The organism is Paenibacillus psychroresistens (assembly GCF_009728935.1).
GTDB classification, from domain to species: domain Bacteria; phylum Bacillota; class Bacilli; order Paenibacillales; family NBRC-103111; genus Paenibacillus_AC; species Paenibacillus_AC psychroresistens.
Window position 1 is genome coordinate 534,145 of sequence record NZ_CP034235.1, and the last position, 18,673, is coordinate 552,817.

Sequence of the window (18,673 nt, forward strand, 5' to 3'; positions counted from 1 at the left end):
CGTTATTACATAAGGATCTTACTGAAGGCAACCTGAGGTTGCAGGGGAATGCAACTAAAGTTATCTTTACTTTTAGCATCAGGTTTGACAACAATAGAGTATAGATTGAAGAAAGGTAGTTGTTGAAATGATTTTTGGAGAAAAGTTAAAAAATGAGCGAAAGAATAAAGGCTGGTCCCAAGAAGAACTAGCAGAAAAACTTTTTGTAAGTCGACAGTCCGTTTCTAAATGGGAGAATGATCAGAATTATCCAAGCATTGAAATCATTATTAAAGTAAGTGATCTTTTTGGTGTAACCATTGATGAATTATTAAGGAGTGATGAGGAATTGACAAAGAAAGTTATAAAAGATAGTAAGCAATTGGCGCATCCGAAATTAAAATTTATATTTGATGTTTTATTTTTAATAGGAATTGCTCTTTTGGTGATAAAAATAGGAGTTATTATTCTGAAAAAATTTACTGATTTAGATTTTACTTTGTTTGGTGGATCGTTTCTTTGGAATTTTGGAGCATTAATTTTAATGATCGGTGCAGGGATTGGTTCCGGGGTTGTTAAAGAAAAATTTAAAGAAGATTAAAACAATCTAACGGAAAACGATAGACCAACATTTAGGGCTACCTTAGGATAGCCCTTTTCCTTGTTAACGGGGAGGAATAAGGCGTACGAAAGCGAATAGAATATTTAAATATTCAACTAAAAATTAGGAGGAACTATGAAAAAAGTTATTCTTACGGATCAAGCACAGCAACCAGGTAATATGCCTTATTCCCAAGCAATCAAGGTTGGCAATACCGTTTATGTAGCAGGCCAAGGTCCTTTTGAGCCTCTAAGCGGTATGTGTGAGGATAGCACAATGAAATATCAAGCAAGAAGATCCTTAGAAAATTTGAAAGCCATTCTAACTGAAGCCGGAGCCCAATTAAGCGATGTTGTAAAGGTGACTGTCTTTCTTGGAGAAGGCGCTAACTTCGACGAATTTAATGACTATTATAAGGAGTATTTCTCTGCCCCTTATCCTGCAAGAACGATTACATGTGTTGTTGGTCATATATTAGTTCAAATTGATGCTATTGCATTGATTGAATAGTTGAAATACGAGTTATTCGGCAAAAAACAAGAATAATCCCGTCCATAGGCGGGATTATTTGCATTGCCTATATTCTAGTATCTGCAGACAGGCGGGGTGGATATTCACCAAATGGTGAATAATTTCTTTCAAAGATGTCCCATACTTCTTGCGCCATAATTTGCGGAGAAAGAGACATATTATTTTTAATCCACCATTCCACAACTCCGACGAAAGCAGAAGCCATAAATTGAACGACGATCTCTTTCTTATCCTCTTGGTTAATTTCCCCGGTCTTCAAGCGTTCGGTAATTCCATTCTTGACCAATCGGCTCAGCTGTTCCTGAAAACAAGTTATACCTTGATCGCTCAGCATGGAGGAATAAAATAAAAAATGCTCTTCAAAATGTTGAAACATCGGCAGTAAGGAATTAAATACATCTATTCTTTCCTCGCCAGGCTTTGATAAAGTGCAAAACTGTACCATTTTACTTAAATGATCCTTTATACATTTGTCGAGTAAATCATATTTGTCCGTATAGTGAAGGTAAAGTGTCCCTCTGTTAAGATTGGCTTTTTCCGAAATTTCGTTGATCGTAATATTCTCAAATTTTTTCACAGACATCAACTCAATTAGAGCTTTGCTGATTGCTTCCCTAGTCTTATTTATTCTTCTATCTATTTTTGGCATGCTATATGTTCACCGTCCTTTAATGATTATGAACAGAATTAAATCATGTGTTGATTAGTAAACAAAAGGCAATCTTTTAGCGATTGAGATTTTGCAGAGACTCTTTATAATATAAATCAATACATGTTAACTAATCAACTGTTGTTGATTGAATAATCGGCAATATTCACACATGTGGGAGAAGCTTAGTTTTACAAATCATGGGAAAGAGGCGAAGGAATTATGAAAATAGAGGTCTGGTCCGATGTCATGTGCCCGTTGTGCTATATTGGCAAAACAAATTTGGAAACAGCACTTGAACAATTTGAGCATAAAGCAGAAGTGAAAATAGTCTTTAGACCGTTCCAACTATTCCCAAACGCTCCGAGCAATACCGGCAAAGATTATTATACTTGGACAGCCGAAATTCATGGTGGGGGAATGTCCACTGATTATGTGAGAGAAGGTAATAAATCGGTGATCCAGATGGCCAAAGAAATTGGGCTCATTTATAATCTCGATACAATGATTCCATCAAATACGCTAGACGCTCTTCGCTTGGCTGTTTATGCACAAGAACAAGGCAAAGCAAGAGAGTGGATGGCACGAGCTCATAAAGCTTATTTTACCGATTTATTGGATATTGGCGATCATGAAACACTTGTTAAGCTTGCAGGCGAGATTGGTCTTAATACAAATGAAGCTCTTGATATTCTTTCCAGTGATCAATACAAAGATACGGTAAAAAACGAGCGGCAGCATGGTTCCCAGTTAGGAATTACAGGCGTACCGTTCTATATCTTCAATGATAAGTATGCTGTATCCGGAGTACGGACAAGCAACGCGTTCTTGGACCTACTTGAACAAGTATGGAGAGAAGAACATCCTCTACAGATGATCGACGATGTTTCAAATGGCGATTCCGAGGGTGGTCTCTGTGCGGATGGAGTTTGCAAGATTTAATTTGTTTTACTATAAGGAGGCAACAAAAAAATGAATCCAAACTATAAAACAATTGTTGAACCATTTACTTTCCCTTCAGGAATACAACTTAAGAATCGAGTGTTAATGGCACCGATGACAAACTCTTCCTCCCTTGTGGATGGAGGCGTGTCAGAGCAAGAACTTGCTTATTATCGTGAGCGCTCAGGTGGAGTCGGTGCCGTTATTACAGCGTCGAGCCATGTTTCGCTAGAAGGAATAGCTTTTATTAACGAAATTGGTGTGGATGATGACGCATTAATTCCTAGTTTGAAAATTCTATCTGGTACCATTCAAGCTCAAGGGGCAAAAGCGATCTTACAAATTTATCATGCTGGTAGAATGGCTTCGCCTGATCTGATTAATGGCAAGCAGCCGATAGGTGCTAGTGCTGTAGCTTCAGAACGTCCGGGTTCAGTTGTTCCAAGAGAAATGACGGAAGAAACAATCCAAGATACGATTAAAGCTTTTGGTGAAGCAACTCGCAGAGCGATCGAAGCTGGTTTTGACGGCGTTGAGATACAAGGCGCAAATACGTACTTAATTCAGCAATTTTTTTCCGCACATTCCAATCTGCGATCGGATCAGTGGGGTGGCACTATTGATAAAAGAATGGCATTTCCACTTGCAATAATCGAAATCGTAAAAAAAACAATCGCTAAACATGCGAAAGTCCCGTTCATTGTTGGATATAGACTGTCGCCTGAAGAAAGAGAAAATCCCGGAATAACCATGGAAGATACTCTTCATTTGGTAGATGTTCTGGCTGAACAGAAGCTAGACTATATTCATATCTCCGTAAGAGGTTTTTGGGATGGATCAATGCGAGATGAGACGGATTCGAAATCACGTGTTTTGCTTATTCAAGAACGGGTAGGCAATCGTGTACCTGTAATCGGGGTTGGAGGACTTTCTTCACCGGAGGATGTTAATAAGGCATTAGAAACGGGAGTTCCATTATTGGCATTAGGGCATGCTATCATTATGGAACCGAAATGGGTTGAAAAGGTCATAAACAATCAAGAAAACGAGATCAGAACGACCCTGCCAAGAACGGATCAAAAAGATCTGGTCATACCAGACGCCTTGTGGAACATGCTTATTAATGTACCTGGATGGTTCCCAGTTGTATAAGGGTCCAGAAAGTTGAGAATTAGAGGATAAGATTTATGTCCTCTAATATCAAACTCAAAACCTGCTTTAGCATCAAAAATCGATGCTAAAGCAGGTATGAATTTACTTCGGTCCGATCTTAGCGAACTCGATGTCAGTCCAGCCTAAACCATAAGCGGGTGAGTGGGGCAGCAAACGGTAATTCGCTGCTTCGGTCTGCACAAACAACGGTTCAACGAGAAGTGTCTCACCATCGTATTTGCCATTCGAAAGGGTACGCCACTGTGCCAAATCGTATTCGTTTCTCTCCAACACATCCTCAACACTTGAAGGTAAAGGCAAACATCCCGCTACTAAGCAAGGCTCGCCATCTCTCCAATACATGTTGCGATCTGCTGCTGTGAAGCGCTCATCACTGTAGTTCACAAAATAATACAAATAACCCGAATTATAAATAATATTGCAATCAATTTGAATATGTTTGTTCTCCTCATCCGCCATTTCCTGAGAGCCGATCGCTGAGATTGCTTGTGGATTCGAGACTAGAAGGTTATTTTTGATGCGATTGCCAATGCCTTTAGAGAAAATCAGCATCCAGAGCTTGCCTTCCCCGGTGCTATACAAACGTGTAATTACATTATTCGTCACGGTAAAATCATCTGCAGCATCGTCCAAATAAATCCCAAAGCCAAAGGAAAAGTGAATTCCACTATCATGCAGGAAATTGCTATGAATGATATTGCCTCTTCCAACTCCCCATGCTTCAATCAACCCACCGTCTTGGCTATCTGTCATAACTCCGGAGATGTCGTTGAAAGCGATGTAATTATTTCGGCTGTGGAGGAATTCCCAATGATTATCCCAAGTAACAGGGATATCGTAGAGCTCATTCGGCATTGCCTTATGCCTAAGTCCTTTCATGGATACGCCATAGCGCGGCATATCAGCAATAAGATTATGCGCTATCTCATTATCCCCGCTCTGATATAGCAAGATTCCGCAGCCATGACCAACCAACTCTCCGCCATGCTCAATCCGGTTATTCGTTATGCGGTTATGGCAGTTTGTATACGACGCAGCTGCACTAACGAAAGGACCCGCTCCTGGCGCAAACCCGTTCAGACTGATGCCTATATAACCAAGATGCTGAATATCGTTGCCGTCAATAACAATATGCCTCGAATAATGGTCAAGGAAAACCCCGCAGCTCCCTGAATTAAGCAGCTTGCAGGCTTCAATTCGAACATCCTCAGCATGGTTGATATAAACTAATCCTTCACGATGCTCATCCTGCTCGACATTATCATCCATCATCCGATATTCGCGGAAAAAATCCGTACAAGCGAGTGTCAGCTCCGAGAAGATTAAGCTGCTAACGAGCTGCTGCGGACCCGCTCCGCTAATATCGAGCAGTCTTTGTACCATTGGCGCGATGATGGTTTGTTCATTCGGATTAGCGGCTTCGTTAGCTGGCCAATAATAGACGACGCCTGCACTCGAATCCAAGTGGAATTGCCCTGGCGCGCGGAGCAAGCCTAGTGCCCCTTGAACATAATAACGTGAACCCGCTCCGATAGGCCAAGTTGAGGGGCTCTCAAATTGTAAGTAACACTTGTCAGCATCGACTGAGGCAATTGGCTTCAGCTCCGAGAACCAGTTCCACTCGCCTTCACCTGGCCAAACGAAAGCCTGTGCCCCTGCGAGATTGCAATCAGCTGCAAAATCTTCCGCATGGTAGTGTATGCCTAGCTGCTTGGAGTTAACTACATCACTAACAGGATGCTCATCCGTCTCGAAGTAACCTACGGCTGGCAAACGTGCCTGTTTAACGCGTGCGTCATCTGCATAAAGTGTATTGAATTTTATGCCGCTCTCCAGCTTAGCCTGCCAGATGTTCTCGTCAAACGGAACCCACTCAGTAATTCGTTTACCTCCAAATAGGGTAGCTTCTTCTCCAGGAAAGCTGCAATAGCGGACTTGGAACCCGTCTCTTCCAGAATCTTTTTCTTCAAAACGAAGAGGGGACTCAAGTTCGTATAGACCGCCACGCAAATAAACGGTTACATCCTGTTTCATGCCAAGCTTGATATATTCGCGCACTGCTTGTTGTGCTTTAGTAATCGATTGAAACGGGGCATCGATGCTGCCATTCTGATTGTCGCTACCGTTTGCCGCAATATAATAATCCATGCTGAAGACCTCCCATTATTAACCGTACCTTTTAGTTATAAAACCAATGTCGATAGGATGCAAGAGCCTTCAAATAAAGTACATGTAATCGTTTTTAGTACAGTAGACTGCGGATTATTCCCGTGCTAATGTAACCTTCTAGCAATAGAAATGGGCATCATCACGACCGTGATTAAGTCCGTAAATGGAGGATGAATGGAATGACGCATACTGTAAGAAGCAGAGAAAATTTTGATGAGGGCTGGGTATTTCACAAGGGGGATATTGCAATTCCATACGCAGTTAAAGGTGGAATGACCGGAGGAATGACCGATTGCGGTGAGCGCGAACAAGGTGAATGGCTGGACATTGCTTACGTGGATAAGGAAGCTCAGCAGGTTCAAGAGGGCTGGACGTCTGTGCGATTACCGCATGATTGGTGTCCCGAAGGACAGTTCGTCAACGATCCGTTAATGGGCTCGAGAGCAGGCAGCCACGGATATTTGTCTGCAGGCATTGGCTTCTATCGCAAGCGGTTTACTATTCCAGCCGAGCAGCTAGGTCGAAGAATGACCCTGCATTTCGACGGTGTGTCTGGCAAAAGCACGGTATGGGTTAACGGTCATCTCATCGGAGAACGCTTCGGAGGTTATACGAGCTTCGCTTACGATATTACCGATGTGCTTCGCTATGGTGCTGTGGAAGGAGAGAATATCATCCTTGTTAAGGTGGATTCCAGCGATCACGAGGGCTGGTGGTATGAGGGCAGTGGTATTTACCGCCATGTGTGGCTGCAATCGACCGATTCTCTGCACATCGCACAATGGGGTACTTTTATAACAACACCGCTCATAGCGGAGAAGCAAGCAGAAGTGCGAGTCGATTCGAAAATGAGCAATGAAAGTATGAATAGGCGATCATTCGAGCTTCGTACGAATATATTGGAGCGCGATAGCGGCAGGAAGGTTGCCGAGCAAGTAAGTCAATCAAGCGTTAATGGCCATGAGGAAATCAGCATCGAGATGATTTTGAAGATAGAGGCTCCCAGGCTTTGGTCGCCAGAGGATCCTTACTTATATACAGCAATCTCCGAGCTTTACGAGAATGAAAGTTTGATCGATCAATATGTGACGACCTTTGGTATTCGAAGTGCTGAATTTGATGCCGAACGCGGGTTTATTTTAAATGGGAGTCCGTATCTTATAAAAGGAACCTGTAATCATCAGGACTTTGCTGGGGTTGGGGTGGCGATGCCTGACGCGTTAATTGCCTATAAGCTCAAGCTGCTGAAAGAGATGGGCTGCAATGCTTACCGCAGTGCTCATCATCCTCCAACTCCGGAGCTATTGGATCTGTGTGACCAATTGGGTTTGCTCGTTATGGATGAGAATCGGAAGCTGGACAGCAGCCTAAGAGGAATTCAAGAGCTGAAGAGTATGATATTGCGGGATCGTAATCATCCTTCGGTCATAATTTGGAGCATGGAGAATGAGGAGGTACTGGAAGGTACAGTCATGGGAGCGCGTATTCTAAGAACGATGTCAGATGCAGCACATAAGCTCGATTCAACAAGGCCAACGCTGGCGTCGATGAATCACGGCTGGAGCAGTGGGGGTTATGCGGATGCTGTTGATATCGTCGGTTATAACTATGGGCACAGAGGGGCAGATGTGGATGGACGACGCCAATATCCGAATCGGCTTATTCTAGGCAGCGAGTCCGCTAGCTTTACAACGACTAGAGGTATCTATGAGGATGATCCGATTAAAGGGTACTGCTCATCCTATGGAACGAACATTCCGTCTTGGGGCTGCAGTCCCGAAAAGTCATGGGCGGATGTGATTCATAATCGCTTCCTCACTGGCGTATTCCTCTGGACAGGTTTTGATTATAGAGGAGAACCAACACCTTACGAATGGCCATGTATTAGCTCACACTTCGGGATGATGGATACGTGTGGGTTTCCTAAGGATATCTATTATTTTATAAAAGCATTATGGACCGAGGAACCGCTGGTTCACCTGCTCCCACATTGGAACTGGCCAGAGCGAGAAGGGGAGCTTATTCGTGTTATGGCCTACACCAATTGTGAGACAATTGAGCTGGTCTTAAATGGTCAGTCCCTTGGAGAACGGTTGGTTGAACCATTAAGCAGCATGGAATGGAGCGTTGCTTATGAGCGGGCGAGCTTAAGGCAATCGGCAGGATTAACGGAGCCATTGCAGCAGAGGGCAAGCGCATAACGGCAGGCAAGCCGCATGCTATCCGCTTAGAGTCTGACAGGACAGTAATTAAATCGGACGGTACAGATGTAACTGCTGTGCGAGTAAGTATAGTTGATGAGTTGGGGCATGTCGTTCCTTATGCAGATTCTGAAATAAATTTCGCCGTCGATGGCGCAGGCTCGTCGCTCGGAGTAGGCAATGGCAATCCCAGCAGCCACGAATCGGATCAGGCAAACAGCCGAAGAGCGTTTAATGGTCATGCATTGGCTTTGCTGCAAGCAGGGAAAACAGCGGGCAGCCTAAAACTAAAGGCTAGCAGCCCAGGCTTGCTGTCAGATGCGCTATTAATTCAGGTTTGTCCGGAAAAGGAGATGAGATATGTCTGATTTGCATTTATTACTAGAAGCAGCAGGTGTGCAGCTCGAAGGCCGTATTACTAGATATGTAGAGGCTGAGCCGATCGAGAGCTGTAAAGTATTCTGGGAAGGTACAACGGGTAAAGCAGAAATGGCTTTTGGAGCGGAGTGGACAGTGGATGTTGACTATGAAGGACTTGTTGACAGTAAGGACGGATTGGAGTTAATAGCCAAATTTCATTCATGTAATAATTCGAATCAATCCGCGGTGGCTTTATCTTTTATATGGAAGGATTGGTCGGAACAAAATTATGTGCTCGTGCCTGGCGCGATATATGCTGGAAATCGATTTGGTGTGCGTGATTTACCTTATGCCCCATGCTGGAGCAAGCTCGATGACCACGGACCAGATGTGCCAACCTTGATTACAGATGTGCCTCGCCTGTCCATTGAATCGGGGATACCTTCTGCTTTTCATCTATTAACCGGTGATGCAGCTTCGCCTGTGATTGGCTTTATAGACGGCAAGTCGGCTCACGGCTGGCTCTTCGTAACAGAGCAAGCGACAACACTCGGAGATACCTCGATACATATGGAGGAGAATGCAGATAGAAGCTCAGCACAAATATCATTCCAAGCACCGGGGGTTAGACCGCAATTAAAATACGAGATGGCTACAACTAAAATACCTAGTACCGATAGAGGACATGACTTCGAGCCAGGAGAAACGGTACAGCTGAGATGCCGAGTTTACCGATTCCCTTGCACAAGTGTACAGGAGCTGTTCGATAAATATGCTGAGGTACGCCGGCAAAACGAGCCACCAGCTAATCTGGCATCAAGCTTGCCCTTTTCTGCTGCATGGCAAATTCAGGAGCAGAAATACAATGCAATGAACTGGAACGAACAGCAAGGTTATTATGCAGTAGGTACTGTCGATATGCGGCATCAGGATTGGCAGGTTGGCTGGGTTGGCGGCGGCATGTCGAGCTTGGCGCTGCTGCTCGAAGGCAGTGAATTATCAGCAGATCGAGCGATTAGCACGCTAAACTTCCTATTCAGCAGTCAGACTGAGTCTGGTTTTTTTCATGGAGTTTGTTATAGAGGGCAATGGTATGGGGACGAATTTAATGACGATCCAGACAGGCTGCATCCTGAGCAATGGCATATCCTGCGCAAGAGTGCGGATGCGTTATATTTTATAATGAAGCATCTGATTGCGTTGGAGCGGGTACGGCCGACCTTCATTATTCCAGAAATATGGCTTAATGGAACTAGGCGGCTTGCCGATGCTTTCGTTAGCTTGTGGCACAAGTATGGCCAATTCGGCCAATGGGTTTCTACTGAAACGGGAGATATTCTAATTGGCGGCTCTGCAGCTGCAGGGATTACACCAGCGGGGCTGGCGCTTTGTGGCCAATATTTCGATAATGCGGCTTACAATGAAGTGGCTCAGCAATCAGCAGATTATTACTATAAGCAATACACCGTACTAGGGGTAACGACAGGTGGACCTGGAGAGATTCTGCAGTGTCCGGACAGTGAATCTGCATTTGCTCTGCTTGAGTCGTACATTGTGCTATATGAGACTAGTGACGACAAGATATGGATCAAGCGAGCAGAAGAAGCAGCTTTGCAATGTATGACATGGTGTGTCTCCTATGACTTCAAGTTTCCAGAGGGCTCGACCTTCGAGCAATTGGCTATTCGCACGACTGGCTCGGTGATCGCCAATGTTCAGAACAAACATAGTGCACCTGGAATTTGCACTCTATCCGGCGATTCTTTATTCAAGCTTTACCGGGCAACTGGTAATGAGCAGTATATAGAGCTTTTAAGAGAGATTGCTGGCAATCTGCCCCAATATTTATCGCGAGAGGATCGCCCAGTCAGAGGCTGGGATGGCAATGATATGCCTGCAGGCTATATGAGTGAGCGGGTTAATATGAGTGATTGGGAGGGGAAAGCGTATGTTGGTGAGGTCATTCCCCTTTCATGCTGGTGCGAGGTCTCACTGATGCTTACTTATGCAGAGCTGCCTGGAATATATGTAAATCTGGCTAACAAGCAGGTTACAGCCATCGATCAGGTAATATGCGGGCTTGAGGTAACAGAAAACGGCAGCTATGTACTATCGGTGTGTAATCGAACAACATTTCCAGCAAAGATTAAATTGTTGATTGAGAATAAGGAGCAAGCAGAAAAGCCGCTTGGGCAATGTGCTTCTATCGGCTGGCAGCGGATTGAGCTTGACCCAGGAGCAACGATACAAGTTCCGTTGTAAAAATAGTTTGCGAATATCATCCAGTGTGAAACCGTAATAAACGGTTTTACACTGGATTTTCTATGATTGCGGTTATTAATGAAACGTTAATCAAATGTTAAATACTATGATACAGAAATAATGATATAATGAGCCGATTGATAGACAAATGTTCTGATTTTGTAGCTTTCAGAAGGAAGTGAACTATGCCCCTATATAAAAAACGATACATAAGAGTAACAGCAATTATAGTATTCATTGCCATAGTGGTATCTAGTTATTTTCTAATGCAGGGACCGGCTGAGAAGCAGCGGCCTGAGAAGGACCCCGAGATCGTACAAGGCGTATTGGATTTGTCTCAATGGGACCTCGAAAAGAAAGGCAAGATTAAGCTCGCTGGAGAATGGGGCTTTTATTGGGAGCGGCTGCTTTCAACGGTGGACTTCAACCAGCTGGATATTCAACAAACGGCTATGTACGTTGAAGCGCCAAGTGTTTGGAATAAGTATCAAGAAGGTGGAAAGAGCTTACCTGGACAAGGATATGCGACGTATCATGTGAAGGTTAAGACAGACGGCAAGCTTACTTCTCTTGCTTTGAGAATCCCGACAACGGCAACATCCTATAAAGTGATAGTGGACGGCAAGACGATAGCGGTAAGCGGGAAAGTCGCGAAAACCAAGGAGCAAGCTGTTGCTGCTTATTTGCCGCAAACGATTATTTTTCAGCCAGCTGCCAAGGAATTTGATATTGCTGTACAAATATCCAACTATCTTTATGCCCGTGGTGGCATGTGGAATGTGTTTCAGTTAGGTACTGTGGAACGAATTGCTGAAATCAATAAAACAGAGCTTGCGATCGATATGATTATTATGGGCAGCACGTTGATGATGGGCTTGTATCATATCGTGATTTTTATATTGCGTAGGAAGGATAAGTCCCCGCTATATTTCGGACTGATTTGTTTAATCGTTGTCATAAGGATCCTGTCTTTAAAAGAAATCCTCCTGTTGGATATTTTTCCGAATGCCAATATACGACTGCTTATTTTCTTTGAATATTTCACCTATTACGGAGGTATTGCATTAACAACGCTATTCATTCGTGAGCTTTACCCAGATGAATTCTCCAAAAAAATCGTTAGACCCATGATGTGGATCAACTGCAGTTTTATTATGACCATCCTTGTTTTACCGACGAGTATCTATACTCGCTTGACTAACGGTTTTCATTTGTTTGTTCTATTAAGCTGTCTATATTTTATATATGGCCTTATTGTAGCTATAAAACGAAAACGAAATGGTTCCGGGCTGCAAATGACTGGCGCACTTATTCTATTTGGGACGATGGTTCATGACATTCTATTTTTACAGAATCCGTATCCTTATTTTTTAATTGGCAAACAGCTTTTTCCACTAGGTATGTTCGCCCTTATTTTCATTGAGTCGACCGTAATGGCACGGCGGTTCTCGAACGCGTTCCACACGATTGAGCTGATGACGGAGAAGCTATTGTCTCTCGATCGGTTGAAGGATGAATTTCTAGCTCATACCTCGCATGAACTGAAGACTCCCATACACGGAATTATTAACCTCTCCCAGTCGGTGCTTGAGGGTGCCGCAATTAGATTGAATGCAGCTGAAAAGGGGAATTTGAGTACAATTGTCTCTATTTCACGCAGATTAGCTAATTTAATTAATGATATTCTCGATTTCTCTAAATTGAAGAACGGTGAGCTTATTCTTAGACGAAGTACAGTCGGAGTGCAGCCTTTGGTGAGTGTAGTGCTGGAGATGTTCCGGCATTTGGCAGGAGATAAGCAGGTCCGGTTTGTGGACGAGCTGCCTAGCAATCTTCTAACTGTGAATGCAGATGAAGACAGGCTTGTGCAAATCATGTATAACTTGATAGGAAATGCACTTAAATTTACAGAGTACGGTGAGATTCGCGTCACAGCCAGAGAGACAGATGGATGGTTGGAAATATCGGTTCACGATACGGGGATCGGAATTGCTCCGGGCAATCAAGAAAAGATTTTTGAGTCTTTTGATCAGGCAGGTAGAACAATTGCCATGGAATACGGTGGAACGGGACTGGGTCTTAGCGTTACGAGGCGATTGGTTGAGCTTCATGGCGGTACCATCCGAGTGACGTCTGAATTTGGTAAAGGATCGACATTTACCTTCACCCTCCCGACGGCAAGTGAATTAATTACCCATTCGGTGGAACACGATGCGTTCGTTGAATGGTCACGTGGATTGGTGGAGCTCGCAGCAGGAGTGGAAGCTTCATCAGAGGAAACTTCGGTATCAGACGGAGGAAGAGAATTTACAATTCTTGTCGCAGATGATGATCCGGTTAATCGACAAGTGCTGACGACTCTCTTATCTTCCGAAAATTGCACGGTTATAGCGGTTTCGAATGGTACTAAGGCATTGGCAGAGGTGCAGCGTAATCCACATATTGATTTGGCGATAATCGATTTAATGATGCCTGGCATGTCCGGTTACGAAGTATGTCGCGGAATTCGTGAGCAGTATTCGTTATCCGAGCTTCCTGTATTGCTGTTGACTGCAAGAAATCGATCGGAGGACATGCTGGCAGCTTTTGAAGCTGGGGTTAACGATTTCATTAGTAAACCCGTCGAGTCTGGGGAGCTAAGAGCACGAATTCGATCTCTTTTGAACATGAAAACTTCTGTTAGTGAGTTGATCAGCTCCGAGATGGCTTTCCTCCAAGCGCAGATCAAGCCACATTTTCTGTTTAATGCATTCACAACGATTATATCAGTAAGCTATACAGATGTTGCTAAAGCACAGGATTTACTAGGAGATTTGAGCGAATATTTGCGGGGAAGCTTTGATTTTCAGAATCGCGAGCGACTTGTATCGGTTAGTAAAGAGATGGATCTAGTAGATTCGTACTTAAAAATCGAGAAAGCGCGGTTTGGAGAGCGGCTGCAAATTACATTCGATATTGAAGAACATATCCTGCAAGAGATTCCGCCGTTGATCGTTCAACCGATTGTCGAGAATGCAGTTAAGCATGGAGTTATGCATCAACCTGAGGGGGGAACCATCCATATTTCCATTCATGCGAGTGAAGATGCTGTTGTAATTAGTGTAACGGATAATGGTCCAGGGATCCCAGATGCAGTGCTGGTTATGTTGAAAGAAAAGAAGCACGGTCTCCGAGGTATTGGTCTTATAAATATAGAACGTCGCTTGCGAAACTCGTATGGTAAAGGAATGGAAATTGAAAGCGTTCAGGGACACGGTACAAAAATAACAATACGAATCCCAACGAGGTGAAGTGAAAATGCTGCGTGTGTTTCTGGTTGATGACGAAGAGCCTGTATTGGCTCTTATGGAAAGATTGCTTGCGACCAATGTCAATATTGAGATTGTGGGGAAGTTTACTCGGCCGGAAGAGGCGATCAGTAGAATTCAGACGGAAAAGGTTGACGTTGTGTTTCTTGATATCCAGATGCCTGGGATGAATGGTATCGAAGCTGCGGAATTCTTAATGGAGGTTGCTCCGGCAATAGAGATTGTTTTCGTAACTGCGTACAACCAATATGCGATTAATGCTTTTGAATTGAATGCAGTCGATTATTTATTGAAGCCACCAACGGCAGGCAGGTTGAAAAAAACAGTTGACCGTTTAATAAGGAACTGGGAAGGAAGAAATCAGGGAGAGCAGAAAATGGAGGCGGAGCTAGCCGAGGCTGACGTTCTTGAGAGCAATAAAAAGAATTCGATTCTGGGTCAGGGCTTCTATTGCTTCGGTCACTTTGAGTGGATCGTGGATGCACAGACGGGCGAGACTGTGAATTGGAGGCGGCTAAAAGATCGTGAGCTGATGGCGTACTTGGTGCATAGACGGAACCGGTTTGTGTCGAAAGCAACGATACTTGAAGACCTATGGCCAGGTGCAAACCCGGAACAAGCCACTGCTTTTCTGCATACCTGTGTATATAACATCAGAAAAAAGATGAACAGCCTGGGCTGCAAGGAAAAGCTGGCGTACAAGGATAATGGTTATCGGCTTGAATTACTGGAGCTGTGGTGCGATGCAGAAGAATTTGAACGAGTCGCTGGCGGCATGGAAGTCGATGCAGGCAGCATCGGCGCATGTGAAACCGCTGCTAGCTTATATAAAGATAATTACTTGGAAAAAGAAGGATATATCTGGGCTTACGAGACTGAGAAAGCGTTGAAGGATACCTACATCACTTTATTAACACGAATGGCAGATTACTATAGTTCCATACCTAATTATGATTCAGCGATGAATTGTTTGCTTAATGCCCATAAGAGGCATCCCTTTCACGACCAAATCAACGATTCCATCCTGTTGGGATATGCTAGGATGGGTGATCGACAATCAATGATCCTTCATTATGAACGATTTACGAGGTTGATGAAAGAAGAATTGGGTATTGAACCGATGGAAACAACGATTCACTTATACGACCGATTGTACAGCAGCAACGCCAAGGATATTTCCTAGGTTTGGCTGCTTTTTTTTATGGGAAATAATCGGGTTAGAAATTGATCAGAATGGTCTGTTAGGATGAATTATGTAGGAACATAGGTTATTTTAGCGAAAATTAGCTTTAAAGGAGAATGAATATAATGATTAAACGTTTAATTGCTTTTTGGATGGTATTCATATTGGTAGTCATAGGCCCAGCTAATAGTTTTGCTAATTCAATTGGTTCGTCCTGGAGTGGTCAAACCATCGGAACCTCGAATCTTTTTATAGATGTAACCTACGATAACGGAACTTTTGTAGCAGTGGGATTTAAAGGATTAATAACGACCTCGAGCGATGGTACGAATTGGAGCAGTCAAAACAGCGGTACTTCAAATCTGCTTAGTAGTGTTGCTTATGGCAATGGAACCTATGTGGTGCTAGGAGGTAGCAATACACTATTGACCTCGAGCAATGGTACAAGCTGGAGCATTCATACCGGTACACCGGACCTTCTTTACGGTATTGCTTATGGTAACGGAACCTTTGTAGCAGTGGGTGGCTCTGGCAAAATAATGACTTCGGTTAATGGTACTGACTGGATCCTTCAATCCAGTGGTATCGAGCTAATTCTCAATAATGTTGTTTTCTTAAATGGGATATTTGTAGCAGTGGGAAATAGCGGTACCCTATTGACCTCGAACAATGGTACGAGCTGGAGCATTAAAAGCAGCAGCACGACTCAACATCTACAGGATGTTAGCTATGGCAACGGAATTTATATGGCGGTAGGAGCTAGTGGTACCATATTGACCTCGAGCAATGGTTCGAACTGGGTTATTCAATCCGAGGTAGGAACCACTAAAAATCTCTCAGGTATTAGCTTCGGAGATAATACCTTTGTGGCTGTGGGAGAAGCAGGAACAATTCTGACTTCTAGCGACGGGGTGACTTGGAGCAGTCCGACCAGCAAAACTACGAGTAGCTTGATGAAGGTCGGTTTCGGAAATCATGCGTTTGTAATTGCGAGTTTTGCTGGAGAAATAATCACATCGACCCCAACGCCGATACCAACAACTTCATCGTCACCAACGCCAACACCAACGTCACCAACGGCAACAACAGCACCAACTACAGCGCCAACCACAGCGCCAACCACAGCGCCAACAATATCCAGCCCAATCTCGCTCGATGCGACAAAGTATTCACTCGGTATAGGTGGTACACATACGACCATTGTTAGATCTAATTACAACGACAACAGTTCCAGCATCATTTCGGCGAACGGTGTAACCTTTGCTTCCTCAAACTCAACGATTGCTTCTGTTGATGCTAATGGCGTCGTAACCGGCGCATCCAGAGGAACGGTGACAATCAGCACCTATTATAATACTGGTAATTCCGTTTACACACGATACGCAACGGTTACCGTAGATTTGAAGCCAGCAGCCTTCTTGGAAGCTAACGACTCAAAAGCAGGGGCTGTGCACCTAACTGTTGTTGATTCGGACGGCCATCCTGCACAGGATGCAGTGGTAAAAATTTCGCAAGGCACCAGAGTGTGGCCGCTTGTGAAAACGGGCAGTGATGGGAAGATAAAGGCTTATGTTCCGACTGGGAAATATAACGTTCTCGTATACACAACGAACGGGACAACGACGAAAAATTTTGCATTTAAGAACTTAAATGCGTTCGCGGGTCAGCTTAGCGAACCGCTTGTGCAGCAGCAGTTAGTTGTGGGTTCAGTTTCGCTTACTCTCAATGCGATGAGCGGTGGGGATAAGAAAATAACAGGTGCAGCGCCAGCTGGTTCGACGGTCACAGCACGTGTCGGGACAACGACGATCGGCACGGCGATAACGGATAAGTCGGGTAAGTTCACGATCATACTGAGGACCCCACAGCCGAGCAAAACAATTAGCGTTACAGCGGTAGATCTGGAAGAAAACGAGAAATCAGTCGATCTTCAGGTACCACTAATTGCAGCTGTGACGCTGATAGCCGCTACGAAAGCTGACGTTGATCACGATACCATCATCACGTTTAATGACAAGGCCGGGTTTTTAGTGAACAGTGTGACTTCAATAACCTATAATGGAACCGCATTAATTAAAGAGACTGATTATAAAATCACAGTTGGTCGGCTGACGATTAAGGCGGGAGTGATTCAAGCGGCAGGTTCACATACCATCGTGGTGAAATCCAGCGCTTATAATGATGCGCAGGTTACCCAGGTGATTAATGCAGGTGCGGCAGCTGCGGCAGAATCAACCTATACATTGAGTGGAACGCTGACAGAGGGACAACCAGCTACAGCGACGGTCATCGTGAAGGATAAATACAGAAACCTGGTAGCAGGCAAACAGGTTTATGCGGATATAAACGTCACTAATTTGACGAGAACCAAAGCAGAGAAATATATGATAGGCATCATTCCCTACGGAGCAACTGTGAGAGGTACTAAGGCAGGGGGGCTGACCGATGCGAATGGAGTGACGACCTTTACAATAACAATGCCGACAATTGTCGATACAGGTGACGGCGTAACTTTCACCCTTCGCACAGGCGTTTCGGTTGCAGCTGCAATCGCCTTCGGTGATCCTATAAGTTTTACGAAATAACAAGCAGTAAAAGGTTTGGCAGCTTACACCTAGGATATATCTATGGCGTAAGCTGTTTTTTTGGATAAAAAACCGGGTTAGAATTTGATCAGAACGGTATGTTAGGCTGAATTATGACGCAGTTTGGAATATTTTATCGTGATAGGCGTTTCCTGAAAACACAGCTAGTTAAGAGTGGAATGACAGGACGTAGTCCCATCATTCCATTTTTTTTTATATAAAAGTAACCAGGCAAATTTCTGTGAGGTGATGTAAATATGTTGCGTGTGTTTCTAGTGGATGACGAAGTACCGGTATTGGATCTGTTGGAAAGACTGCTTATGGTTAATGGGAATATAGAGATAGCTGGGAAGTTTACTCGCCCCGAAGAAGCGATAGATAGGATTCAAGTGGAAATGGTTGATGTCATATTTCTCGATATTAAGATGCCTGGGATGAATGGTATTGCAGCCGCAGCATACTTACGAATGGTTAATCCAGAAACAGAAATCGTGTTTCTTACGGCTCATAATCAATATGCAATCGAAGCTTTCGAACTGAAAGTCAGCGATTATTTGTTGAAGCCCCCAACGTTACATAGGCTGAATAAGACAATCGAACGCTTGTTGTTGAAACGCAGATTAAGGAATCAAGAAGAGCGATGCTCATAAAAATTACAATTTTGGAATAAAAAGGGGTTAGAAATTGATCAGAGCGATAAGTTAGGATGAATAATATCGGAATATAGGAT

The 18,673-nt window shown here is 43.9% G+C and carries 13 protein-coding genes; 11 read left to right on the plus strand and 2 right to left on the minus strand.

Annotation, left to right across the window (positions count from 1 at the left end; all coding sequences use genetic code 11):
• Positions 1 to 127: 127 nt before the first annotated feature.
• Positions 128 to 580: a helix-turn-helix domain-containing protein gene (locus tag EHS13_RS02730; RefSeq protein WP_155698892.1), complete on the plus strand. Its 453-nt coding sequence runs from the start codon at positions 128 to 130 to the stop codon at positions 578 to 580.
• A gap of 135 nt (positions 581 to 715) precedes the next feature.
• Positions 716 to 1,090 (plus strand): RidA family protein, encoded by a 375-nt coding sequence (locus tag EHS13_RS02735; RefSeq protein ID WP_155698893.1) that lies wholly within the window; start codon positions 716 to 718, stop codon positions 1,088 to 1,090.
• 67 nt (positions 1,091 to 1,157) lie between these two features.
• Here the strand turns inward: EHS13_RS02735 and EHS13_RS02740 are convergent, their stop codons facing one another.
• Positions 1,158 to 1,760, minus strand: a complete 603-nt coding sequence (locus EHS13_RS02740; RefSeq protein ID WP_155698894.1) for a TetR/AcrR family transcriptional regulator — start codon at positions 1,758 to 1,760, stop codon at positions 1,158 to 1,160.
• Between the two features lie 222 nt (positions 1,761 to 1,982).
• On the opposite strand from EHS13_RS02740, the gene EHS13_RS02745 reads away from it, so the two are divergent.
• Both EHS13_RS02745 and EHS13_RS02750 read left to right on the plus strand, forming a co-directional pair.
• Entirely contained in the window at positions 1,983 to 2,702 is a 720-nt protein-coding gene (locus tag EHS13_RS02745; RefSeq protein ID WP_155698895.1) for a DsbA family oxidoreductase, read from the plus strand.
• 30 nt (positions 2,703 to 2,732) lie between these two features.
• Complete coding sequence (locus tag EHS13_RS02750) at positions 2,733 to 3,854, plus strand: NADH-dependent flavin oxidoreductase (protein ID WP_155698896.1); 1,122 nt, start codon at positions 2,733 to 2,735, stop codon at positions 3,852 to 3,854.
• Positions 3,855 to 3,956: 102 nt separating this feature from the next.
• Here EHS13_RS02750 and EHS13_RS02755 read toward each other — a convergent pair whose 3' ends face one another.
• On the minus strand, positions 3,957 to 6,023 hold the full coding sequence (locus EHS13_RS02755; RefSeq protein WP_155698897.1) for a right-handed parallel beta-helix repeat-containing protein: 2,067 nt from the start codon (positions 6,021 to 6,023) through the stop codon (positions 3,957 to 3,959).
• A gap of 200 nt (positions 6,024 to 6,223) precedes the next feature.
• On the opposite strand from EHS13_RS02755, the gene EHS13_RS02760 reads away from it, so the two are divergent.
• The 7 genes from EHS13_RS02760 (at position 6,224) to EHS13_RS02790 (ending at position 18,593) form a co-directional block, all read left to right on the plus strand.
• On the plus strand, positions 6,224 to 8,245 hold the full coding sequence (locus EHS13_RS02760) for a glycoside hydrolase family 2 TIM barrel-domain containing protein (RefSeq protein ID WP_162462929.1): 2,022 nt from the start codon (positions 6,224 to 6,226) through the stop codon (positions 8,243 to 8,245).
• 77 nt (positions 8,246 to 8,322) lie between these two features.
• On the plus strand, positions 8,323 to 8,613 hold the full coding sequence (locus EHS13_RS02765) for a hypothetical protein (RefSeq protein ID WP_155698899.1): 291 nt from the start codon (positions 8,323 to 8,325) through the stop codon (positions 8,611 to 8,613).
• Positions 8,606 to 10,867 carry a hypothetical protein gene (locus EHS13_RS02770; RefSeq protein ID WP_155698900.1) on the plus strand — a complete coding sequence of 754 codons (2,262 nt, stop codon included), beginning with the start codon at positions 8,606 to 8,608 and terminating at the stop codon, positions 10,865 to 10,867. Before EHS13_RS02765 ends, EHS13_RS02770 begins: the two co-directional genes overlap by 8 nt.
• Before the next feature lie 185 nt (positions 10,868 to 11,052).
• Positions 11,053 to 14,157, plus strand: coding sequence for a hybrid sensor histidine kinase/response regulator (locus EHS13_RS02775; RefSeq protein ID WP_155698901.1), 3,105 nt, complete (start codon positions 11,053 to 11,055; stop codon positions 14,155 to 14,157).
• 7 nt (positions 14,158 to 14,164) lie between these two features.
• Positions 14,165 to 15,358 (plus strand): response regulator, encoded by a 1,194-nt coding sequence (locus tag EHS13_RS02780; RefSeq protein ID WP_155698902.1) that lies wholly within the window; start codon positions 14,165 to 14,167, stop codon positions 15,356 to 15,358.
• A gap of 125 nt (positions 15,359 to 15,483) precedes the next feature.
• Positions 15,484 to 17,943: a DUF1533 domain-containing protein gene (locus EHS13_RS02785; RefSeq protein ID WP_155698903.1), complete on the plus strand. Its 2,460-nt coding sequence runs from the start codon at positions 15,484 to 15,486 to the stop codon at positions 17,941 to 17,943.
• A gap of 257 nt (positions 17,944 to 18,200) precedes the next feature.
• Entirely contained in the window at positions 18,201 to 18,593 is a 393-nt protein-coding gene (locus tag EHS13_RS02790; protein ID WP_155698904.1) for a LytR/AlgR family response regulator transcription factor, read from the plus strand.
• Positions 18,594 to 18,673: the final 80 nt, after the last annotated feature.